At 63.7% G+C, this 20,524-nt stretch carries 18 protein-coding genes and 1 tRNA gene; 11 read left to right on the forward strand and 8 right to left on the reverse strand.

Annotated features, from left to right (window positions below):
- Positions 1-27 precede the first annotated feature (27 nt).
- From ACP159_RS03120 to ACP159_RS03140, 5 genes are all read left to right on the forward strand, one after another.
- Complete coding sequence (locus ACP159_RS03120) at positions 28-819, forward strand: uracil-DNA glycosylase (RefSeq protein ID WP_425098162.1); 792 nt, start codon at positions 28-30, stop codon at positions 817-819.
- A complete protein-coding gene (locus ACP159_RS03125) occupies positions 816-1,424 on the forward strand; it encodes a LysE family translocator (RefSeq protein WP_425098163.1) in 609 nt (202 codons plus the stop codon). The genes ACP159_RS03120 and ACP159_RS03125 overlap by 4 nt, the downstream gene beginning before the upstream one ends.
- Positions 1,425-1,434: 10 nt before the next feature.
- Positions 1,435-1,977 (forward strand): molybdenum cofactor biosynthesis protein B, encoded by a 543-nt coding sequence (gene moaB / locus ACP159_RS03130; protein WP_425098164.1) that lies wholly within the window; start codon positions 1,435-1,437, stop codon positions 1,975-1,977.
- A 99-nt stretch (positions 1,978-2,076) separates the two neighbouring features.
- Positions 2,077-3,537: an efflux RND transporter periplasmic adaptor subunit gene (locus ACP159_RS03135; protein WP_425098165.1), complete on the forward strand. Its 1,461-nt coding sequence runs from the start codon at positions 2,077-2,079 to the stop codon at positions 3,535-3,537.
- Between the two features lies 1 nt (position 3,538).
- A complete protein-coding gene (locus ACP159_RS03140) occupies positions 3,539-6,931 on the forward strand; it encodes an efflux RND transporter permease subunit (protein WP_425098166.1) in 3,393 nt (1,130 codons plus the stop codon).
- A gap of 95 nt (positions 6,932-7,026) precedes the next feature.
- Here ACP159_RS03140 and ACP159_RS03145 read toward each other — a convergent pair whose 3' ends face one another.
- The gene (locus tag ACP159_RS03145) at positions 7,027-7,827 is read right to left on the reverse strand and encodes a protein-disulfide reductase DsbD domain-containing protein (RefSeq protein ID WP_425098168.1); all 801 of its coding nucleotides are present in this window, start codon (positions 7,825-7,827) and stop codon (positions 7,027-7,029) included.
- A 147-nt stretch (positions 7,828-7,974) separates the two neighbouring features.
- On the opposite strand from ACP159_RS03145, the gene ACP159_RS03150 reads away from it, so the two are divergent.
- Together ACP159_RS03150 and ACP159_RS03155 are read left to right on the forward strand one after the other, a co-directional pair.
- Positions 7,975-8,556 carry a YqgE/AlgH family protein gene (locus ACP159_RS03150; protein WP_425098169.1) on the forward strand — a complete coding sequence of 194 codons (582 nt, stop codon included), beginning with the start codon at positions 7,975-7,977 and terminating at the stop codon, positions 8,554-8,556.
- A complete protein-coding gene (locus ACP159_RS03155; RefSeq protein WP_425098170.1) occupies positions 8,553-8,888 on the forward strand; it encodes a hypothetical protein in 336 nt (111 codons plus the stop codon). Before ACP159_RS03150 ends, ACP159_RS03155 begins: the two co-directional genes overlap by 4 nt.
- Here the strand turns inward: ACP159_RS03155 and ACP159_RS03160 are convergent, their stop codons facing one another.
- Positions 8,889-9,836: an L-threonylcarbamoyladenylate synthase gene (locus tag ACP159_RS03160; RefSeq protein ID WP_425098171.1), complete on the reverse strand. Its 948-nt coding sequence runs from the start codon at positions 9,834-9,836 to the stop codon at positions 8,889-8,891.
- A 125-nt stretch (positions 9,837-9,961) separates the two neighbouring features.
- Here ACP159_RS03160 and ACP159_RS03165 point away from each other — a divergent pair, with 125 nt between their 5' ends.
- Both ACP159_RS03165 and ACP159_RS03170 read left to right on the forward strand, forming a co-directional pair.
- On the forward strand, positions 9,962-11,662 hold the full coding sequence (locus tag ACP159_RS03165) for an acyl-CoA dehydrogenase (RefSeq protein WP_425098172.1): 1,701 nt from the start codon (positions 9,962-9,964) through the stop codon (positions 11,660-11,662).
- The gene (locus tag ACP159_RS03170; RefSeq protein WP_425098173.1) at positions 11,662-12,702 is read left to right on the forward strand and encodes an MBL fold metallo-hydrolase; all 1,041 of its coding nucleotides are present in this window, start codon (positions 11,662-11,664) and stop codon (positions 12,700-12,702) included. Before ACP159_RS03165 ends, ACP159_RS03170 begins: the two co-directional genes overlap by 1 nt.
- A gap of 4 nt (positions 12,703-12,706) precedes the next feature.
- Here the strand turns inward: ACP159_RS03170 and ACP159_RS03175 are convergent, their stop codons facing one another.
- From ACP159_RS03175 to dapF, 4 genes are all read right to left on the reverse strand, one after another.
- Positions 12,707-13,402, reverse strand: coding sequence for a CDP-alcohol phosphatidyltransferase family protein (locus tag ACP159_RS03175; RefSeq protein WP_425098174.1), 696 nt, complete (start codon positions 13,400-13,402; stop codon positions 12,707-12,709).
- Positions 13,403-13,496: 94 nt separating this feature from the next.
- Positions 13,497-14,129: an FMN-binding negative transcriptional regulator gene (locus tag ACP159_RS03180; RefSeq protein WP_425098175.1), complete on the reverse strand. Its 633-nt coding sequence runs from the start codon at positions 14,127-14,129 to the stop codon at positions 13,497-13,499.
- Between the two features lie 56 nt (positions 14,130-14,185).
- Entirely contained in the window at positions 14,186-15,442 is a 1,257-nt protein-coding gene (gene mtaB / locus ACP159_RS03185; protein WP_425098176.1) for a tRNA (N(6)-L-threonylcarbamoyladenosine(37)-C(2))-methylthiotransferase MtaB, read from the reverse strand.
- Entirely contained in the window at positions 15,439-16,281 is an 843-nt protein-coding gene (gene dapF, locus ACP159_RS03190) for a diaminopimelate epimerase (RefSeq protein WP_425098177.1), read from the reverse strand. Before dapF ends, mtaB begins: the two co-directional genes overlap by 4 nt.
- A 176-nt stretch (positions 16,282-16,457) precedes the next feature.
- Here dapF and ACP159_RS03195 point away from each other — a divergent pair.
- Together ACP159_RS03195 and ACP159_RS03200 are read left to right on the forward strand one after the other, a co-directional pair.
- A tRNA-Lys gene (locus ACP159_RS03195) sits at positions 16,458-16,533 on the forward strand.
- A 562-nt stretch (positions 16,534-17,095) separates the two neighbouring features.
- A complete protein-coding gene (locus ACP159_RS03200; protein ID WP_425098178.1) occupies positions 17,096-18,613 on the forward strand; it encodes a hypothetical protein in 1,518 nt (505 codons plus the stop codon).
- Between the two features lie 34 nt (positions 18,614-18,647).
- Here the strand turns inward: ACP159_RS03200 and ACP159_RS03205 are convergent, their stop codons facing one another.
- Both ACP159_RS03205 and ACP159_RS03210 read right to left on the reverse strand, forming a co-directional pair.
- Entirely contained in the window at positions 18,648-19,130 is a 483-nt protein-coding gene (locus ACP159_RS03205; RefSeq protein WP_425098179.1) for a hypothetical protein, read from the reverse strand.
- Positions 19,131-19,262: 132 nt separating this feature from the next.
- Positions 19,263-20,443, reverse strand: a protein-coding gene (locus tag ACP159_RS03210; RefSeq protein WP_425098180.1) for an IS3 family transposase whose coding sequence is annotated in 2 segments (ribosomal slippage) — positions 19,263-20,146 and positions 20,146-20,443 — 1,182 coding nt in all. Because the reading frame shifts where the segments join, the coding sequence is not laid out codon by codon here.
- Between the last annotated feature and the right edge of the window lie 81 nt (positions 20,444-20,524).

Below are 20,524 nucleotides of genomic sequence, written 5' to 3' on the forward strand. Positions count from 1 at the left end.
GCCCGCAGGCGCAAGTAGTCTGCGGCCATGGAATCGGCTTTGGACTGGCATACGGCCCACGCGCTTCTGGCGTGGCAGATGGAACTGGGCGTGGACGAGGCAATCTCGGACCGGCCCGTGGACCGTTTTGCCGTGGAACAGGCCGCGAAGGAGCAGGCGGAGGCGAAAAAGGCGCAGGTTGCCGTGGCGCGCGCTGCACCCGCTCCACCGCCTGAGCCGCAAATCGACGCCGTGGCGGAGGCAGAGAAGGCAGCGCGGGGCGCGGCCTCGCTCGATGCCTTGCAGGCGGCGATGGGGGCTTTCGAGCATTGCGAGTTGAAGCGCGGGGCACGGAGCCTCGTGTTCTGTGACGGCGTGCCGGGGGCGAAGGTGATGATCGTCGGCGAAGCACCGGGGCGCGATGAGGACCGGCAAGGCAAGCCGTTTGTCGGCAAGGCCGGGCAACTGCTCGACAAGATGCTTGCCGCCATCGGGCTCAGCCGTGCGGAGAGCGTCTACATCACCAATGTCGTGCCCTGGCGGCCACCGCAGAACCGCGATCCGCGGCCCGAGGAAATCGCCACGATGCTGCCGTTCCTGCGCAAGCACATCGCGCTGGCGAAACCGGAGATGCTCATCGTCATGGGCAACATCAGCTGCCAGGCGCTGCTGGGCAAACGCGGGATCACCCGGCTGCGGGGCACCTGGACCAAGGCCGAAGACCGGCCCGCGATGCCGATGGTGCACCCGGCCTACCTTCTGCGCACCCCTGCCGCCAAGCGCGAGGCCTGGGCGGATCTTCTGGCCGTGAAGGCCCGTCTGGAGTCCCTGACATCATGATCGTCGATCCCATCGTCCTTCTGGGGTTCGTCCCCGCCGCGCTGGCGCTGAATGTCACGCCGGGGCCAGACATGCTGTTCTGCATGGCGCAGGGACTGCGCGGCGGGCCGCGCTCCGGCTGGGCGGCCTCGGCGGGAATCACGGCGAGCGGCATGCTGCACGCGCTGCTTGCCGGGCTCGGGCTCAGCGCGCTGCTGGCCGCGGTGCCGGGGGCCTTCGATGCCATCCGCTGGGCGGGGGTCTGCTACCTGCTTTACATCGCGGTCAAGACGCTGCGGACGCCCTTCGGCGGGCGGGACGCTCCGGCGATCAGCCCGAAACGGGCGATGCGCGAGGGGTTCATCGTCAACCTGACCAACCCGAAGTTCATCCTGTTCATCCTCGCCTTCGTCCCGCAATTCGTCGACCCGTCCAGGCCTGTCCTGCCGCAGTTCCTGATTTTCGGAACGGTCATCGGCATCGGCGGCTTCTTCGTCAACGGCATGGTCGGCCAGTTCGCCGGGAAGCTGAAGCGGCACCTCGGGCAAGGCAGCGGCACGGAGCGGGTGATGCGCTGGCTGACGGCGACGCTGTTCGGTGGGCTGGCGGTGCGATTGGCCATTTGAGGGAGCAGGCATGAGCCGGATAGACGAGAGCAAGGATTTCATCCCCGTCCGTATTGCCATTCTGACGGTGAGCGACACGCGGGGCCTGTCCGAGGATCGCAGCGGCGATACGCTGGTGCAGCGGCTGACAGAGGCCGGGCACACGCTCGCGGATCGCCGGATCATCCGCGACGAGCGGGCGGAGATTGCAGAGCAACTGCGCGCATGGATCGCCAATCCGGAGGTCGACGTGGTGATTTCCACCGGCGGCACCGGCCTGACGGGGCGTGACGTGACGGTGGAGGCGCACCGCGATGTCTATGAAAAGGAAATCGACGCTTTCGGCACCGTCTTCACCATGGTCAGCTTTCAGAAAATCGGCACCAGCGCCGTCCAGAGCCGTGCAACCGGAGGTGTTGCCGGGGGGACGTACCTCTTCGCGCTGCCGGGCAGCACCGGCGCCTGCAAGGACGCCTGGGATGAAATTCTGCGCTGGCAGCTCGATTTCCGGCACCGTCCTTGTAACTTTGTCGAGATTTTCCCGCGACTGGACGAACATTTGCGACGGAAGTGATCCGGCTTGCCGTATAACAGCGTAAAGTTTGGTAAGCGCGGCAGGCTGTTTTTGGTCGAGAGTTGATATGTCTGCGTCCGCCGCAATGGAGACCCCTTGATGCGCTTTCTACGCAAGAGCCTGACCGGGCTGTTCCTGATGGCCGTGACGCTGGCGCTTCTGGTCTATGCCGGGGCGACCGTGCGCGATGCCGTGCAGGCGCGCCTTGCCGAGGAGCCGAGGGTGCCGCAGGCCCGCGAGCGGGTGTTCGCCGTCAACGTCGTGCCGATCACCTTCGAGACAGTGGTGCCGGTCCTGAGCGCCTTTGGCGAGGTGCAATCGCAGCGGACACTTGAATTGCGGACGGCGGTCGGCGGTGCGCTGATCGACCTTGATCCGGCGTTTGTCGAAGGGGGCCGCGTCGAGACCGGGCAGCTTCTGGCCCGGGTCGATCCGGCCGAGGCGCAGGCGGCGCTGGAGCGGGCGGAAAGCGACCTGCTCGATGCGCAGGCCGAGCACCGCGAAGCCGAGCGTGCCATCGTGCTGGCGAAGGACGAGCTGACCGCGGCGCAAGACCAGGTGGCCCTGCGCGAGAAGGCGCTGAAACGGCAGATGGACCTGGTGGACCGCAACGTCGGCACGGCGGCGGCGGTGGAGACGGCGGAACTGGCGCTGTCCTCCGCCAAACAGGCAGTTCTGTCCCAGCGGCAGGCGGTGGCCACGGCGGAGGCGCGGATCGACTCCGCCGCAACGCAGGTCAAACGCGCCGAGATTGCCCTTGCGGAGGCACAGCGCGGGCTGCGCGACACGGAAATCCGCGCCGAATTTGCCGGCACCCTGTCGGAGGTGACGGTTGTGGCCGGGCGTCTGGTCTCCGGCAACGAAAAGCTCGCCATGATCGTCGATCCCGACGCGCTGGAAGTGGTCTTCCGCGTCTCGACGCAGGAATATGCCCGTCTGCTCGACGACGCGGGCCAGCTGCGCCACGCGGACGTGACCGTGACGCTCGATGTCTTCGGCACCAACATCCAGGCGCAGGGCCGGATCAGCCGGGAGAGCGCGGCGGTGGGCGATGGCCAGACCGGGCGACGCCTGTTTGCCACGCTCGATGCGCCGCGCGGCTTCAAGCCGGGGGATTTCGTCACTGTCTCCGTTCTGGAGGCACCGCTGGAGCGCGTGGCGCGGGTGCCGGCCACCGCCGTCAGCGCCGGTAACGAGGTCCTTGTGATCGGCGACGAGAACCGCCTGTCCGTGGAGCAGGTCAGCCTGTTGCGCCGTCAGGGAGACGACGTGCTGATCCGGGCCAACGCGCTGGAGGGCCGGGACATCGTCGCCGAACGCACGCCTCTGCTGGGTGCCGGAATCCGGGTCAATCCCCTGCGCGGCGGTGCCGCCCCAGAGGCCCCCGCCGAGCCGGAAATGCTGGAGCTGAGCGCGGAGCGCCGCGAGAAGATCCGCGCCTTTGTCGAGGCCAATACCCGGATGCCTGCGGAGGCCAAGACCCGCATCCTTGCCCAGCTGGACCAGGAAAAGGTGCCGGCTGACATGGTGGCGCGGATCGAAGCGCGGATGGGAGGCTGAGATGGCCCGTGCGCTGCCGCAGAAGGCCGGGGGCTTCTTCTCCTATTTCACGCGCCACCCGACGCTGGCGAACCTTATCCTTGTCATCCTGCTGGCGGCAGGGCTGTTCGCGGTCCCCAACATGCGGGCGCAGTTCTTTCCGGATGTGATCATCGACGAGGTCAATGTCACAGTGCGTTGGGACGGCGCCGGGGCGGAGGACGTGGATTCCGCCATCGTGCAGGTTCTGGAGCCGACCCTGCTCGCCGTCGAAGGCGTGGAAAGCTCCGAAGCCACATCGCGCGAGGGCAGCGCCAGCATCCAGCTCGAGTTCGAGCCCGGCTGGGACATGGCCCGCGCCGCCAACGACGTACAGAGCGCGGTCGACAGCGTCAGCAACTTGCCGGAGGAAGCCGAGGAGCCAAGGGTCGAGCGGCGCTACTGGCGTGACCGGGTGACCGATCTGGTCATCACCGGCCCCGTCGGCAAGGATCAGCTGGCGCGGTTTGCCGACGAGCTTGTGGTGCGGCTGTTCGCCGAAGGCGTCACGCGCACCACGATCCAGGGCATCGCCGCGCCGCAGACCATCGTCGAGGTGCCGACGCAGAACCTGATCGCCTATGACGTGACCATGGCCGAGATCGCCACCGCCATCGGCGCCGAGGTCAGCGCCGATCCTGCCGGTGATGTGGGCGGGGCCGGGGCTCGCGTCCGGACCGGGGTGGAGAAACGCTCGGCGGAGGACATCGCGTCCATCGTGCTGCGCTCCAGCGACGACAATTCAAAGCTGACGGTCGGGGATGTCGCGACGATCCGTGTCGAGGGCGTAGACCGCAACCGCAGTTTCTTCGTGGGACCGAATTCCGCCATCGCGGTCCGCGTCGACCGCAGCGACCGGGGAGACGCCATCGGCATCCAGCGCACGGTCGAGGAGGTCGCGCAGCAGTTCGAGGCGGGCCTGCCCGCCGGGGTCAGCGTCGACCTGATCCGCACCCGCGCCGAAGCCATCACCGGGCGCCTGAACATCCTCTTGGACAATGCGACGCAAGGACTCGCCTTCGTCGTTGCGCTGCTGTTCCTGTTCCTCAATGCCCGCACGGCGCTCTGGGTCGCGGCGGGCATCCCCGTATCCATGTTGACCGCGATCGCGCTGATGTACATGGGCGGGCTGACGATCAACATGATCTCGCTCTTTGCCCTGATCATCACGCTCGGCATCGTGGTCGATGACGCCATCGTGGTCGGCGAACACGCGGATCACCTGTCCCGGCGCGGCTACGACCCCTACCAGGCCTCGGAGACCGCAGCCCGGCGCATGGCGCTGCCGGTCTTCTCCGCCACGCTGACCACCATCATCGCCTTCTTCGGCCTCGTCGCCATCGGGGGACGCTTCGGCGACATGATCGCCGACATTCCCTTCACCGTGATCGCGGTCTTGCTGGCCAGTCTTCTGGAATGTTTCCTCATCCTGCCCAACCACATGGCCCACGCGCTCCGGCACAGCGCCAAGGAGCACTGGTACGACCTGCCCTCGCGCCTGGTGAACCGGGGCTTCCGCTGGGTCCGCGAGACGATCTTCCGCCGTTTCATCGCCGGGGTAATCGCGGCCCGCTACGTGGTGCTTGCCGGGGCCGTGGTGATCCTTTCCCTGCAGGCTGCGCTGTTCATCCGGGGCGAAGTCCAGTGGCGTTTCTTCAATTCGCCTGAGCAACCTTCGGTGACGGGCAACTTCGCCATGGCGCCGGGCGCGGCGCGCGAGGACACGCTGGCCCAGATGAGGATGATCCAGGAGAGCACGGAGGCCCTCGGCAAGGAGTACGAGGAGCGCTACGGTCTCAATCCGCTGTCCTACGTGATGGCCGAAGTCGGCGGAAATGCAGGACGCGGTCTCGCCGGGGCGGAGAGCAAGGACGCGGACCAGCTCGGCGGGATCTCCATCGAGCTGATCGAGGCGGACCTGCGGCCTTATTCCAGCTTCGCCTTCGTCGGTGAATTGCAGGACCGCATTACCCGGCATCCCCTGGTCGAGACGATTTCCTTCCGCGGCTGGCGCTCGGGCCCCGGCGGCGATGCGCTGGATGTTCAGTTCTACGGCGCCAGCGCGGAGGTGCTCAAACGTGCCTCCGAGGACCTGAAACGGGCCGTGACCCGCTTTCCGGAAGTGTCGGCGGTGGAGGACAATCTTGCCTACGACAAGGAGGAGCTGATCCTGGAGCTGACCCCGCAGGGTCGGGCGCTCGGCTTCGATATCGACGGTCTGGGCCGCGTGCTGCGCAACCGTCTCGGCGGGATCGAGGCGGCGACCTATCCGGTCGGCCCGCGCAGCGCTGCGATCCGGGTGGAATTGCCGGAAGGCGAGCTGACCGCCGATTTCCTCGAACGCACCCATATGCGCACGGACGCGGGAGAATACGTGCCGCTGGCCGATCTCGTCAGCGTCGAGCGGCGCACCGGGTTTTCGACGGTGCTTCGCGAGAACGGCATCCGGTTGATTTCCGTCACCGGGGACATCTCCGAGGACGATCCGGCCCGCGCGACCGAGATCGTCAAGGCATTGGAGGAGGAAATCCTGCCGGGCATCGCCGCCGCGCGGCAGGTCGACTATCGCATCGCGGGCTTGTCGGAGCAGGAAGGCGAATTCCTCTCCGACGCGCTTTTTGGCCTGACCATGGTGCTGCTGGGAATATACCTGACCCTCGCCTGGGTCTTCGCCAGCTGGACAAGGCCGCTGGTGGTCATGTCGGTGATCCCCTTCGGGCTGGTCGGCGCGATCTACGGCCACGCGGCCTGGGAGGTGCCGATGAGCATGTTCACCGTGGTCGGCATCCTTGGCATGACGGGCATCATCATCAACGATTCCATCGTTCTGGTCACCCAGATCGACGAATACGCCGCCGAGCGCGGCATCATCCCCTCGATCATCGACGGCGCGGCGGACCGCCTGCGTCCGGTGTTCCTGACCACCGCCACGACGGTGCTCGGCCTCGCGCCGCTGCTCTACGAACGCTCCGCCGACGCGCAGTTCCTGAAACCGACGGTGATCACGCTGGTCTATGGCCTCAGCTTCGGCATGGTGCTGGTGCTGATGGTGGTCCCGGCGCTGATCGCGGTGCAGGACGACATGGGGCGCATGACCACAGCCCTGCGCCGTGGCCTGCGCTTCCGTGCGCGTGGCATCCGGGCGGTGGTCAGTGTCGGTGCGCTGGCGCTCATCGCCTGGCTGGCCGCGACCATGGGGCCGGTGGTCTGGGACGGCAGCCTGCTTCCGGTGCTGGATTTCGGGCTGCCGGTGCCGCCGTTGCTGGCCTCGCTGGGGCTCTTCCTTGCCGGCGCGGCGGCAGGCATCCTGCTTCTCTACGTGGCAACCGTTCTGTGGATCGCCGTCAGCCGGATGCGGCGCGCAAGACCAGCCTGAAACGCCCGATCTTCTTTGGTCGAGAAGTACCACGGGGAGTCGCCGAAGGCGGCAGAGCCCAGGCAAAATTTTTTCCCGGCAAGAACTTCACCCGCTCAGCGGGAACAGCCCTCGATGTCGACGGCAACCTGTCCGGTCAGCACGGTGATGCGCAGTTCGGAGCGGTCGAGCGCAAACGGTTGGCCAGAGGCATGGGTCACATGGGTCTCGGAAATCAGCCGGTTGCCGTCCCAGCGGCTCGCGGGATCGGAGACCCAGAGGTCCGGGTCGGCGGTTTCGATCACGGTTTCCGCCTCGCCGCCTTTGCGCGGCATGGCAATTTCGGTCCGCAAGGTCACCCCGCCCGCGTCCAGCCCGACGTCGCAGCTGACCGAGCGTACTCCTGCTTCGGACGCCGAGAACGGCACGTCCGCCAGCGCCGCCACGATCTGCGGATCGGGTTTGCCATCCGAAGCGGGCAGCACCGCCTCGACATGCACCCGGTGAGGCAGGCAGATGTCCTTGCAGATGCCGAGGTCGATCGTGCCGCTCAGCCGTGCATCGCGACCCTTGCCCTTGACCGAGACCCTCAGTGGCAGGATCACCTCGCCCTTGTAGCCGACGGAGCGCATACCGGACTGGTAGAACACATGCGGCGCCGGCCATTCCACCGTGACGCCCTTGGGGCCCGCGCCGCGCCAGTCGAACATCGGCGGCACGCCGGCCTCGCCCGGGCTGCGCCAGTAGGTCTTCCACCCGGGCGCGAGGCTCAGGTGCAGCGCCGCCATGTGATCGCCGTTCGGCAGCCGCCAGCCAGGCCGAAGCTCGGCGCGGATAACGTCGTCATAATTGTCCGCCAGGGCCATGGCAGGCAGGCACAGGAGGGCAAGCAGGGCTGAGGGAAGAACGGCTTTCATTCCCTCCAAATGGCTTGGAAAGCCTGAAATATGAAGTCACGTTTGAGCGAGACCCGCGAACCTGTGGCCACGCCCACACGCCGCTTGCCCTTGCGCCAACGTCGGGGCAGGGTCATGGTAGGACCGTGCAAGCAGGAAAACGTGTGTATGTCGCCTCAGACAGCCAATGGCACAACGGATTTGACCGGCAAGATGCTGATCGCCATGCCCGGCATGGGGGATCCCCGGTTCGAGCACAGCGTCGTGTTCATGTGCGACCATTCCGACGAGGGTGCCATGGGACTGATCGTCAACAAGCCGAGCCACGATGTGGACATCCAGACCCTGTTGACCCAGCTGGACATCGACATGGTGCCGCAACTGAGTGGCCGTGCGGTGCATTTCGGCGGACCGGTGGAGATGGGGCGCGGGTTCGTGTTGCATTCCCCCGACTACAGCTCCGCCATGACGACTCTGCGGGTTCAGGATGACATCTGCATGACCGCGACGCTGGACGTGCTCGAGGAACTCGGGCGCGGTCAGGGTCCGGCGCAATGGCTGATGGCGTTGGGATATGCCGGCTGGGGCGCCGGGCAACTCGAGGGCGAGCTTGCGGCGAACGGCTGGCTCGTCTGCGAAAGTTCGGCGCGGCTGCTGTTCGACCTGCCTGACGTCGAAAAGTGGGAGGCGGCGCTGGAAACGCTTGGAGTCGCGGCACTGGCCTTGTCCTCCGAAGGGGGCACGGCGTGAACGAGACATCGGACGTGCTACCTGCGGTCTGGGCGGGTATCGAGATCAAGTGGACTCCGGACTGGGCGCCGGAGCCCGCCGCGATCAAGACCGCCACCCGTCTGCTCGGAGCCATCGACGGCAAGATGCCCAAGCCGGCCAGTGCCGCCCGCGGCTACTGGCCGAACGTGCTCTTCGCCTGGTCAACGCGGGAGGTGGAGGTGGAAGTCTTTGCCAGCCATTGCGAGCTGTACCTGTTCAAGGACGGCAACCTCGCGGCGACCGACATCCCGAGTTTCAAGGCCACGCGGGTCGGCATCGCGCCTTTGCTGGAGGCCTTCGGGGTCCGTTAGTCACCGCTCCGCCGCGGCGCGGCTGAGGCGGTCGTTGATGGCGACGCCGAGGCCAAGATGCGGGATCGGCGAGACGGCGATGGTTTGCGCGCCTGTGGCATCGAGCCGATGCAGGTATTCGAAGAGGTTGGCGGCGGCCTCGGTCAGGTTCCCGGTTTCCGAAAGATTGAGGTCGCAGGACACATCGCCAAAGCCGAGCCTTGCCTCGCTCGCCTGCCAGTCCACTGCGTTCAGCCGCACCTGCGCGCGCGGCGCATAATGGGAGCGGATCTGTCCGGGGGCGGAAATGGCCTCGCCGTCCTTCCTTTCGGAGACCGGCTTGCCCAGCACGCCGGCGATGTCCTCCAGCGTCACACCGCCCGGGCGAAGCAGGGTCGGGGTGCCGGCAAGGCCGAGGATGGTCGATTCGAGGCCGACAGGGCAGGCGCCGCCGTCCATCACGGCTTCGATCCTGCCCGAAAGGCCATTCACGACATGCGCGGCGCGGGTCGGGCTGATCTGGCCCGAGCGGTTGGCGGAGGGCGCGGCGACGGGGCCGTCGAAGGTTCGCAACAGGTCGCGGGCGACCTTGGACGCGGGCATCCTGACGGCCAGCGTGTCCAGCCCTGCGGTGACGAGCTTCGAAATGCCGGACCCGGGCTTCAGCGGAAGCACCAGCGTCAGCGGGCCTGGCCAGAAGGCGTCCGCCACCTTCTGCGCGTCTACGCTCCAGTCCACCACGGCCTTGACTGCGTCCAGAGTGGCGAAATGCACGATCAGGGGATTGAAGCTCGGCCGCCCCTTCGCCTCGTAGATCCGGGCAACCGCGTGATCCTGCCGCGCATCGGCGCCGAGGCCGTAGACGGTTTCGGTCGGGAAGGCGACGAGCTTGCCCTTGCCAAGCAGGCGGGCGGCCTCGCTCATGCCACCATCGTCGGGCTGGAGCGTGAGGGTGGAAATCTGGTCCATGCGATCCCGGGCCGCGATCCGTGACGCGGCGTTTCAGTTGAAGGCAAGAGGCGTGCGGGTAGGCTTGCCGCGCGAGGGCCTTGCTACTAGAGCATCCGGCGCTTGCCAAGTGATGAGGAGACACCATGCCATACCGCGCGCCTTTGGACGATTACCGTTTGATCCTCAACGATGTCGTGGGCTTCGACCGCGTCAGCGCGACGGAGAAATTCGCGGAGGCGACGCCGGAGATGGTCGAGGCGATTCTCGGCGAGGCCGGGAAGATGTGCGAGCAGGTGCTGGCGCCGTTGAACCGCAACGGCGATCTGGACCCGGCCCGGCTGGAGAATGGTGTCGTGCGGACGTCCAAAGGCTTCTCCGAGGGCTACAAGGCGATTGCCGAGGGTGGCTGGATCGGGATTTCGGCGGACCCGGAGCACGGCGGCATGGGTCTGCCGATGGCGGTGACCACCGCGGTGAACGAAATGATGGCGGCGGCCTGCCTGTCCTTGCAACTCAACCCGCTGATGAGCCAGGGCCAGATCGAAGCGTTGGAGCACCATGCGTCCGAGGAGCTGCGGGCGCTTTATCTGCCGAAGCTGATTTCCGGTGAATGGGCCGGTACGATGAACCTGACGGAGCCGCAGGCGGGATCGGATGTGGGGGCCCTGTCCACCAAGGCAGAGCCGAACGGCGACGGAACCTATGCCATCTCCGGGCAGAAGATCTATATCACATGGGGCGACAACGATTTCACCGGCAACGTCTGTCACCTCGTGCTGGCGCGGCTGCCCGATGGCGTGCCGGGGACGAAGGGGATCTCGCTTTTCCTCGTGCCGAAGCTGATCCCGGACGAAAACGGCAATCCGGGCGTCGCGAACACGCTCAAGGTCGTCAGCCTCGAGCACAAGCTCGGCCTGCACGGCTCCCCGACCTGCGTCATGCAGTATGACGGCGCGAAGGGCTGGCTCGTGGGCGAGCCGCATGACGGGATGCGGGCGATGTTCACCATGATGAACAACGCGCGGCTCGGCGTCGGCGGGCAGGGCATCGGCGTGGCGGAAGGTGCCTATCAGCACGCGCTGGCCTATGCCAACGAACGCAAGCAGGGCAGGACGCCGGAAGGCACGATCATCGGCCATGCGGACGTGCGGCGGATGCTGGCGACGATGAAGGCGGAAGTCTTCACCGCAAGGGCGATTGCGCTGGATTGCGCGGTGTCGCTCGACATGGGCCGGGCGACGGGGGATGCGGAATGGACCGCGCGGGCCGCGCTGCTGACGCCGATCGCCAAAGCCTTCGGCACCGATACCGGCATCGACATGGCTTCGGTCGGGGTTCAGGTGCATGGCGGCATGGGCTTCATCGAGGAGACCGGCGCGGCGCAATACCTGCGCGACGTGCGGGTGACGTCGATCTATGAAGGCACGAACGGCATTCAGGCGATGGACCTCGTCGGGCGCAAGCTGATGGACGGCGGCGAGGCGGCCTTCCGGCTGCTCGACGAGATGGAAGCGGCGGCGGAGAAGGCCCGCGAGACCATGCCGAAGCTGGCGGAGCCGGTCTGGCAGGCCTGCGAGACGCTGCGCGAGACGGTCGAGGCGCTGGTGGCCCTGCCGATGCAGGAACGCTTCGCCGGGGCGGTGCCCTTCCTGCGCGGCTTTGCCCGGGTGCTGGGCGGGCACTATCACCTCAAGGCCGCGATGGCGCAGCCGGACACCGCCCGGGAGCGGCTGGCTAAATTCTACATCACGCGGCTCTTGCCGGAGCACGCGGGGTTGTTCGTGCATGCAAAGGCCGGGGACGCAGGCCTGATGGCGATCACACCCGACGATCTGGCCGTCTGATGGACGGCGCGGGCGAGGTCATCCGTTACCCTTGGGAGACCGCGCCGGAGATCGGCGGAGCGGTGGAGGTTGCGGAAGGCGTGCTCTGGCTGCGGCTGCCGTTGCCGATGAAGCTCGACCATGTGAACGTCTATGCGCTCGATGACGGGATCGGCTGGACCGTCGTGGATACCGGGATGTCATCGAGGAAGTCGAAGGCGGTCTGGGAGCAAGCGCTCGCCGGACCCTTGAAGGGCAAGCCGGTGACCCGGGTGATCGTCACACACCACCACCCGGACCATGTGGGACTCGCGGGCTGGTTCCAGTCGGAGAAGGGCGCGGAACTGGTGACGACACGCACCGCCTGGCTTCTGGCGCGAATGCTGCAGCTCGACGTCGAGGAGACTCCGAGAGCGGAGACGGTGGCCTACTACAAGGGCTGCGGCATGGTACCGGAGGTGCTGGAGAAACGGCTCACGGAGCGGCCCTTCAACTTCGCGGACTGCGTTGCGCCGATGCCGGTTGGCTATACGCGTATCCAGCAGGGCGATGTGCTGAAGGCCGCGGGGCGGACCTGGGACGTGCATATCGGCAATGGCCATGCGCCGGAGCATGCGACGCTGTGGTCCCGCGACTGCGATCTGGTGATTGCCGGGGATCAGATTCTGCCGTCGATCTCGTCCAATCTCGGGGTCTACCCGACGGAGCCGGAAGCGGACCCGGTGGGCGAATGGCTGGAGGCCTGTGAGCGGCTGAGCGGGCTGGCGCGGGGTGGGCATCTGGTGCTCGGCGGGCACAAGCTGCCATTCACCGGCCTTCCGGCACGCATGCGGCAATTGATCGAGAACCACCATTCGGCACTGGACCGGCTCGCCGAGGATATCAAGGAGCCGAAAACGGCGGTGGATTGCTTCGATACGCTGTTCAAGCGGCGGATCGGCGAAGCGGAGTACGGTCTCGCCATGGTCGAGGCGATGGCGCATTGCCTGCACCTGTGGCACGCGGGCCGCGCCACGCGGGAGCGGCGCAAGGACGGTGCCTGGCTGTTCCGGTCGGTGTGACGATCTACGCGCCCCGGGAGGGCACCAATTGCATCACGATACCGACGCAGATCAGGTAGACCGAGGTCACGATCAATCCCCAATGCGCCCAGCTTTGCGGGTGAAAGTCGACCCAGGCCGCCCATCCGGCAAAGAAGGTCCAGGCCAACGCCATGGGCAGCGAAATGAACCGCCAGCGTTCGGTGCGTACCGGATGGATGAACTTGAGGGGCAGGAACATGGCGACGGCCAGCACCGCCACGAGAAAGAGGATCACCGGAATCCCGGGCTTTAGGGCGAAAAGCACGAGGATGAGCATGTTCCAGCAGCCGGGGAAGCCGTGAAAGCTGTTGTCCTTCGTCTTCATGTTGCCATCGGCGAAATACATCGCGCTGGCGAAGGTGATGACGATGATCGCGAACCAGCCGGTCCAGCCGGGCAGAAGGCCGGACTGGAAGAGGGCGAAAGCCGGGATGAAAACGTAGGTCAGATAGTCGATGATCAGGTCGAGCAGCACCCCGTCGAAGCGGGGGGCGTTGGTCTTGACGTCATACTTGCGGGCCAGCGGACCGTCGATGCCGTCGACGAGGAAGGCCACGACGAGCCAGAGGAACATGATCGACCACTTCTCCTGCGCCGCGGCCAGCAGGGCCAGCATGGCGAAGACCGCGCCGGTGGCGGTGAAGAGGTGGACGGAGAGGGCTTTGGATTGGTCGCGCATGGTAGGGTGATGGCCCAAATTTCGCCGGAGCGCAATTTGGCTGATGGCGGATGTGGGTATTTTTACCAAGAAGAAGCAGGGGCCGGGGTATCGCTCAGGTGTCGCGCATCATGTGGGCAAGCCGGGACAAGTCGGAGCCGAAGCCGGATTCGACCTCAGAGGCGGCGGCGCGGCGCACGTCGTCCGGTTTGTTCTGGCCGAGCTTGATCGTGCTTTGCACGTCTTCGATGTGCAGTCGGAAGGGCAGGATCATGCGCAGGAAACGCTGCATGGTGTCCTCGGACATCTTCTCCATGGTCCAGGCCGGTTTCGGCGCGAGGCGGGACTCGAAGAAGGCCGATTGCCGCGCGAGCATGTCACGCAGGATTTCCGGCGGCAGGGCTTCGAGCCTGCCGGTCAGGCGGACGGCGATGTAGTTCCAGGTCGGGACCTGATCTTCGATGCCATACCAGTCTGGCGAGATGTAGGCGTCGGGGCCGGTGACGGTCAGCACCGCGGGGCCGGTTAGCTTGCAGATCGGGTTGGAGCGGACGAGGTGCAGGTCTGCGATCCGCCCGTCTTCGGACAGCAGAAACGGGATATGAGCCGTGTGGGGCACGGGATCAGCATTGACCGCGAGGGTGCCGAAGGCGCGCGCCCCTGCGATGCTCAGCGCGTCGCTGGTCTCGGTCTGACGGAAGGCGGAATTGGGATGCATCGGATCGGTCTCGGGTTGTTTGCGCGGCACGCTACGGTGCCGTGCCGTCTCAGCCAACAGGCGTATTGTACCGATACGGGCGGGCGTCAGGCAGCGGTGAGCTGTGTGCCGGAGTAGCCGGTGATCGTTGCCGTGACGATCTCGCCCACGGGCTGCGGCTTTGCAAAGGACACTTCCGCGAACTGCTCCGTGCGGCCCATGTCGGAGGCTTCCATCAGGATCTGATGGGTGGTGCCGGCCTGCGCCGCGAGGTGTCGGGCGACCTGCGCTTCGCCGGCGGCGCGGAGGCGGGCGGCGCGGTCTTTGATCACGGTTCCGTTCACCTTGGACGGGATCTTTGCCGCCGGGGTGCCGGGGCGGGCGGAGTAGGGGAAGACGTGCAGCCAGGTCAGGTCGCAGTCCGTAACCAGCTTCAGTGAGTTCTCGAAATGTGCGTCCGTCTCTGTCGGGAAGCCCGCGATGATGTCCGCACCAAAGGTGATTTCGGGACGCAGGCGACGGGCCTCCTCGGTGAAGCGGATGGCATCGTCGCGCAGGTGGCGGCGCTTCATGCGCTTCAGGATCAGGTCGTCGCCATGCTGCAGCGAGAGGTGCAGATGCGGCATCAGACGCGGCTCGGTGGCGATGGCCAGCATGAGGTTCTCGTCCGCCTCGATGGAATCGATGGAGGAGATGCGCAAGCGCGGCACGTCCGTCAGGCGCAGGATGCGCATGACGAGATCGCCAAGGCGCGGCGTGCCGGGCAGGTCCGCGCCCCAGGAGGTCAGGTCGACGCCGGTCAGGACAACCTCGTTGTAGCCCTGCTGGACGAGGCGTTTGATCTGATCCACCACAACGCCAGCGGGAACGGAGCGGGAATTGCCGCGACCGTAGGGAATGATGCAAAAGGTGCAGCGGTGATCGCAGCCGTTCTGCACCTGCACATAGGCGCGGGAGCGTGAACCGAAGCCGTCGATCAGATGCCCGGCCGTCTCCGTCACGGACATGATGTCGTTGACCATCACGCTTTCGGTCTCGCCGATGAAATCGGGGCCGAGTCTGGACCAGGTTTCCGGGGCCATCTTCTCGGTGTTGCCGATGACCGCGTCGACCTCGTCCATGGCGGCGAAGCTGTCCGGGTCGATCTGGGCGGCGCATCCGGTGACGATCACCTTGGCATTCGGATTTTCGCGGCGCAGGCGGCGAATCTCCTTGCGGGCCTTGGAGACGGCTTCGTTGGTGACGGCGCAGGTGTTCACGATCACCGCATCCTTGACCCCGGCCTGTTCGGCCAGAGCTTTCATGGCTTCTGTCTCATAGGCGTTGAGACGGCAGCCAAGAGTGGTGAACTTGGGCGGAGTCATAGCGCGGCCAGCCAGTCGGCGGTCAGCATCCCGTCAAACACGTGCGCGGTGGCGCCGGTCATCCAGACGCCGTCCTCGGCCCAGTCGATCCAGAGCGTGCCGCCATCGAGGTCAATGCGGACCTTGCGCCCGGTCAGACCGCGCCGCGCGGCGGCGACTGCGGTGGCGCAGGAGGAAGAGCCGGAGGCCAGCGTCAGGCCGACACCGCGTTCCCAGACCCGCATCCGCAGATGATCGGGGCCGAGGAGGCTCGCCACCTGGACATTGGTGCGCTGCGGATACAGGGGCTGATTCTCATAGCGCGGGCCGAACTGCTCGAGCGGAACGGCCTCCGCGTCAGGCACGAAGAAGGTGCAATGCGGGTTGCCCATGCCGGTGGCGGTCGGGCCACCTTCGATGGGCAACTCCAGCGTGTCCATTTCCTCCGCCAGCGGGATCTCGTCCCAGGCCAGTTGCGGATGGCCCATGTTCACGGAGGTCAGCCTGTCGCCCGCGTCCTTCGCATAAAGGGTGCCACGCTCGGTGGTCAGCGTCAGCTGGCCCTTGCCCGTCTGATCCATCAGGTGCCGCGCAATGCAGCGCGTGGCATTGCCGCAGGCTCCGGCGGTGCTGCCGTCAGCATTGTAGAAGGTCAGATGGGCGTCGGCGTTCTCGGTTTCGGAGATGACAGCCATCTGGTCGAATCCCACGCCACGATGCCGATCCGCGACGGCAATGGCCAGCGCCGGCACAATCTCCACCGTGCGCCCGCGTGCGTCGATCACGACGAAGTCGTTCCCCAGCCCATGCATCTTCATGAAGGGCAATGCTGCTGTGCGTGTCTGGTCCATCCGGGGCATATACGCCTGCCTGCGCCCTGAATCCAGAGGCAGTGCGCGATGGTTCGCCGGGCGGGCAACGACGGCAATTTTTCCCGCTATGGGTGCGACTTGGGGCGGGCGGAAAAAACTTGCCGGAAAAATGCAAAGAGTGGGTTGACCCGGTCCCGGCTTCCACTTAGAGACGCCGCCACAGTGGGCCGTTAGCTCAGTTGGTAGAGCAACTGACTTTTAATCAGTGGGTCGCAGGTTCGAATCCTGCACGGCTCACCACTCATTCCAAGGGCTTAGCCAGCGATGGCTAGGCCCTTTGACTTTCTAGGACGTGCATAGGACGTGATTGGCTGTCGATAATGCGGCCATTCTTCCGTGCGTTAGCAAAGTACCTTGCGCACCACTTCGGTAGTGACCCAGAAGTTGCCAACAAACCGCAGAGGGACTAACGTACACTCGCGCCGATGGGGTCCAAACTCATTGGCGCGTAGCCGCATCCCTAGCCCGGCATGTAGTTACGTCGTCCGTTGTGTTCGGTATATCCGTCGCTGCGTTCAAAAAAGTCTGTAGTTAGCATCTTCTACCGCGACTTCAGATGCAAAGGATGCAAGTCACTGTAACCATAGAAAGGAGTACAAAACGTGCTTAAATCAATGGAACCAGTGTACGACAACGTCGTTCATAGACGATGTTGGCTATAGGGATCATGCTTTATGATACTCTATAGTATGGACGCCTGCTTCTAAGTAGGCGGGGGGCGGGCCGATTGGTCGGCTCGTCCCCACTTTATTTTTGGAAGGGTGGCTTCTATTCTTGAATGGTTGTTTGGGAGCCACCCGCCATGAAGACTATCGTGATTTTTCCGATTGCTGACCTGCGCCGTTTTGTTGGTGCCGAACAGATGTATTTAAATAGGCCCTCGTGGGCGCTTCCGGAACGAAATCGGGACTTCGTTAGAGCGCTGGGCGGTATCAAGGAAACACGAGAGTGCGGCGTTTCTCTGAAAGGACTGGATGGTTGGGTAGTTGAACCGTTTGTCTGCGATGCAAAACAAGGTCCAAAATTTCACGACATGCCCGCAATGGCCTGCAACGGGAAGTACGTGCAGTGGAAAGTGGACAAAAGACTACTCTTTTTTGACGGCATGTGTTCCGCTAGGGTTGAGTATCATTTCTCCTGCGATCTTTCAAAGTTTGATGCTGAAGTCGATTTCAATACCATAAACGACTATCTTTGCAATCTTCGTATCAAGTTGCGTCGACATGAAGGCGAAGAGTTGCACACATTTGATGAAGTTGACTTTGGCCGGTCGGGGCTTCTTCATGCCAAAGCTCTCGCCGCGCGTACGGTTCCGTCTGCTCGATTCGTCGACCTTCATACAATTCGCCGACACATCAAGTTTATGCGGCCAGCGATACTGCACGTAATTGACTGCGACGAGCCGCTGGAAACAGGTCCGGAGTTCACGAAAGTAAATAGCAGTATTACGCGATACCTCGAAGTACTTCACGACCGAGTTCGAGTTTTTAGCAATATAGATGTGCCAGTCTGGGTTGTTCGAAAAAAACCGAAGCACAATGAGAGGGATTTGCGAGACCTTTGTCTATATTTGCGTCGACTTCATTCGGAGTATGAGTGCATTAAGAAGCTTCTGCTGGAAGTTGAGAGAGGTGGCGTGGAGGTCATTGACGGGTTCCTGCCGCAAGGATTTGAGGAGTACCTCCGAGAGGTTTTGAAGCGAGTTCGCGCGGCAGAAAAACGGTTGACCAGAGAGGGAAAGTTCTCACCAGATCATAGCCATGACGGTGCAGGTATGGTAGAGTTGGCAAGCGTGTCGATTCATGACTTGGATCCCTCATTGCATGCACAACTCCGGATCGCACTTAGTAGAGCAAAATTTAGTTGGACGAGCAATGAGAAGCAGGTGAAAAGCTTTGCTGAGACATGGCAGGCTCGATCAGCAGTAACCAACTTTTACGTAAGGGAGTTGAACGTGGACAATAGGCAAAGCGTATCCAATTCAACCGGGGTAGTTCTGACGCAGGCTGGCCGGGACGCTCAAGTAAAAATAGACAAATCGTTCAATGGATTTCAGGAGAATACGTCTAATACTGAGTTGGTGCAGTCGATTGCCGATTTGAAAGAGTTGTTGGATCAGGCAATCGAGGCAGGTGAAGTTGAAAAGCCGGATGCCCTTTCTCGTGACTTTGGCGAGTTGGCGGATGAGGCCGCTTCCAGCGAGCCGAGAAAGGAAAAAATTGAATTCAGTGGAAAGATGATTCTTGGCGCGATAAAAGAGTCCTCTGGGCTAATCACGGCTGTGAGTAAGGCTATCGAAACTCTTAAGGGATTTTTCTAGTCGATTGTGCCATCGTTCTGTGATTTACTTTTGGTTACTTCTGTAGTTTTTCTGGGGCCAATGGGGTTTGGCAAGCGAGAAGTTGGCGTAGTTGCTCCAAGGGTAAACGGTATTGATTTGAAACTATGCAGACACGACTGCGGGGCTTGATTGGTTCCAGCAATCCTGATTTCTTTAGTCGATCCACTGTTTCTCGTAGGGGATCGTTGTTAAGTGGGGCAATTCTCCCAAACGCGACCAAAGCCGACACGACCATCTCAGCAAGGTGGTGATCGGGGCTTGCCCGCTGTATTTCTGAAATCAACTGCAAAGCTGTTGCCGTGGAAGGTGTAGGCGGGCCTTGATTGAGAATGGGTAGTACTTCGTTCAATTTAAGAGCTGCATGTGCACGTAAATCGCCAAGCTTTTGGGCAATCGATTGAAAACGGTTAGCGCCGCGGGCACCAGTAATTTTTTCAATGGCAGTGCTTTCGAGTAGGATTTCAAAACGCACGCGTCTGTCTGTTTTGGCGTACACTCTCAGCCACGTACCCTTGGCGAGCAAAACTTTTACGTTTGGGCTTTGCCCTCGTATCTTGATAAAGCCATCCTCGATTTCCCGACTGCCGACTGAGCTCCTCCCCATCTTTTGGCCAGTTTCCGGGGTGGTTTAAGCTACTCTCTGCCCCTGCTGGTCGGTTTCGATCTGGTTGAAGTAGACCACGGCGGGCGGCTGTCCGCCATGGGCGGCGTGAGGCCGCTGGTGGTTGTAGAAGGTGATCCATTGGCCAACCCCGGCCTTCGCCTGCGAGCCCGTCTCCCAGGCGTGCAGATAGACGCACTCATACTTCAGGGACCGCCAGAGGCGTTCGATGAAGATGTTGTCGAGACACCGGCCCTTGCCGTCCATCGAGATCCGGGTGCCGATCCGTTTCAGCCGGTCGGTCCAGGCGAAGGACGTGAACTGCGACCCCTGATCGGTATTCATGATCTCGGGCGGGCCGAAGCGGTGGACCGCCTCGTTCAGCGCCTCGACGCAGAAGTCGGCTTCGAGCGTGTTCGAGATGCGCCAAGTCAGCACCTTGCGGGTGAACCAGTCCATGATGGCAACCAGGTAGAGGAAGCCCCGCCGCATCGGAAGGTACGTGATGTCGGCGCACCAGACCTGGTTGGGCCGTTCCACCCGCAGGCCACCCAACAGGTAGGGGTAGGTTTTGTGCCCCTTGGCCGGTTTGCTGGTGTTCGGCTTCTGATAAATCGGCATCAAACGCATGAGCCGCATCAGCCGCCGGATACGCTTCACGTTCACAGCGTGGCCCTCGTTCTGCAGGTGCCAGGTCATTTGTTGGACGCCGTAGAACGGGGTTTCGAGGAACTGCCGGTCGATCAGTTGCATGAGCGCCAGGTTCACTGCGGTCTCGCCCAGCGGTGCGTAGTAGAACGACGACCGCGAGATCGACAGCAGGCGGCATTGCGCCCCGACCGACAGCGTGGGGTGAGAGCGTTCGATCATCCCGCGCCTCACTTGCCGGTCCAAGGCTTGAGCTTTCTGGACAAAAAATCGTTGGCGACGGCCAGTTCCCCGATCTTGGCGTGAAGCGACCGCACCGTCTCCTCGTCGACCTCGGCCTTCTTCTTCCCGCCGCGCTCGAAAATGTCAGATGCGCCTTCAAGCAGCGCGCTCGCCATTGTTCTTGAACCAATGGCGCACAATGGCTCGCTCCACTGATGGATCATGGTCGGATGCACGCCGTATTCCGCGGCCAGCTCCGACACCGTGCGCTCGCCCTTCAGGGCTTCCAGCGCCACGCGAGCCTTGAAGCCCGCGTCATGGTTCCTGCGTTTCGACATGTTCTGATCTCCTCGTTCTTAGAGACCAGCAGACGTCAGATAGTAGCTTCCGTCACTGTCCGATTTTCGGGGAGGAGCTCA

Source organism: Tropicibacter sp. S64 (assembly GCF_049803835.1).
Classification (GTDB): domain Bacteria; phylum Pseudomonadota; class Alphaproteobacteria; order Rhodobacterales; family Rhodobacteraceae; genus Pacificoceanicola.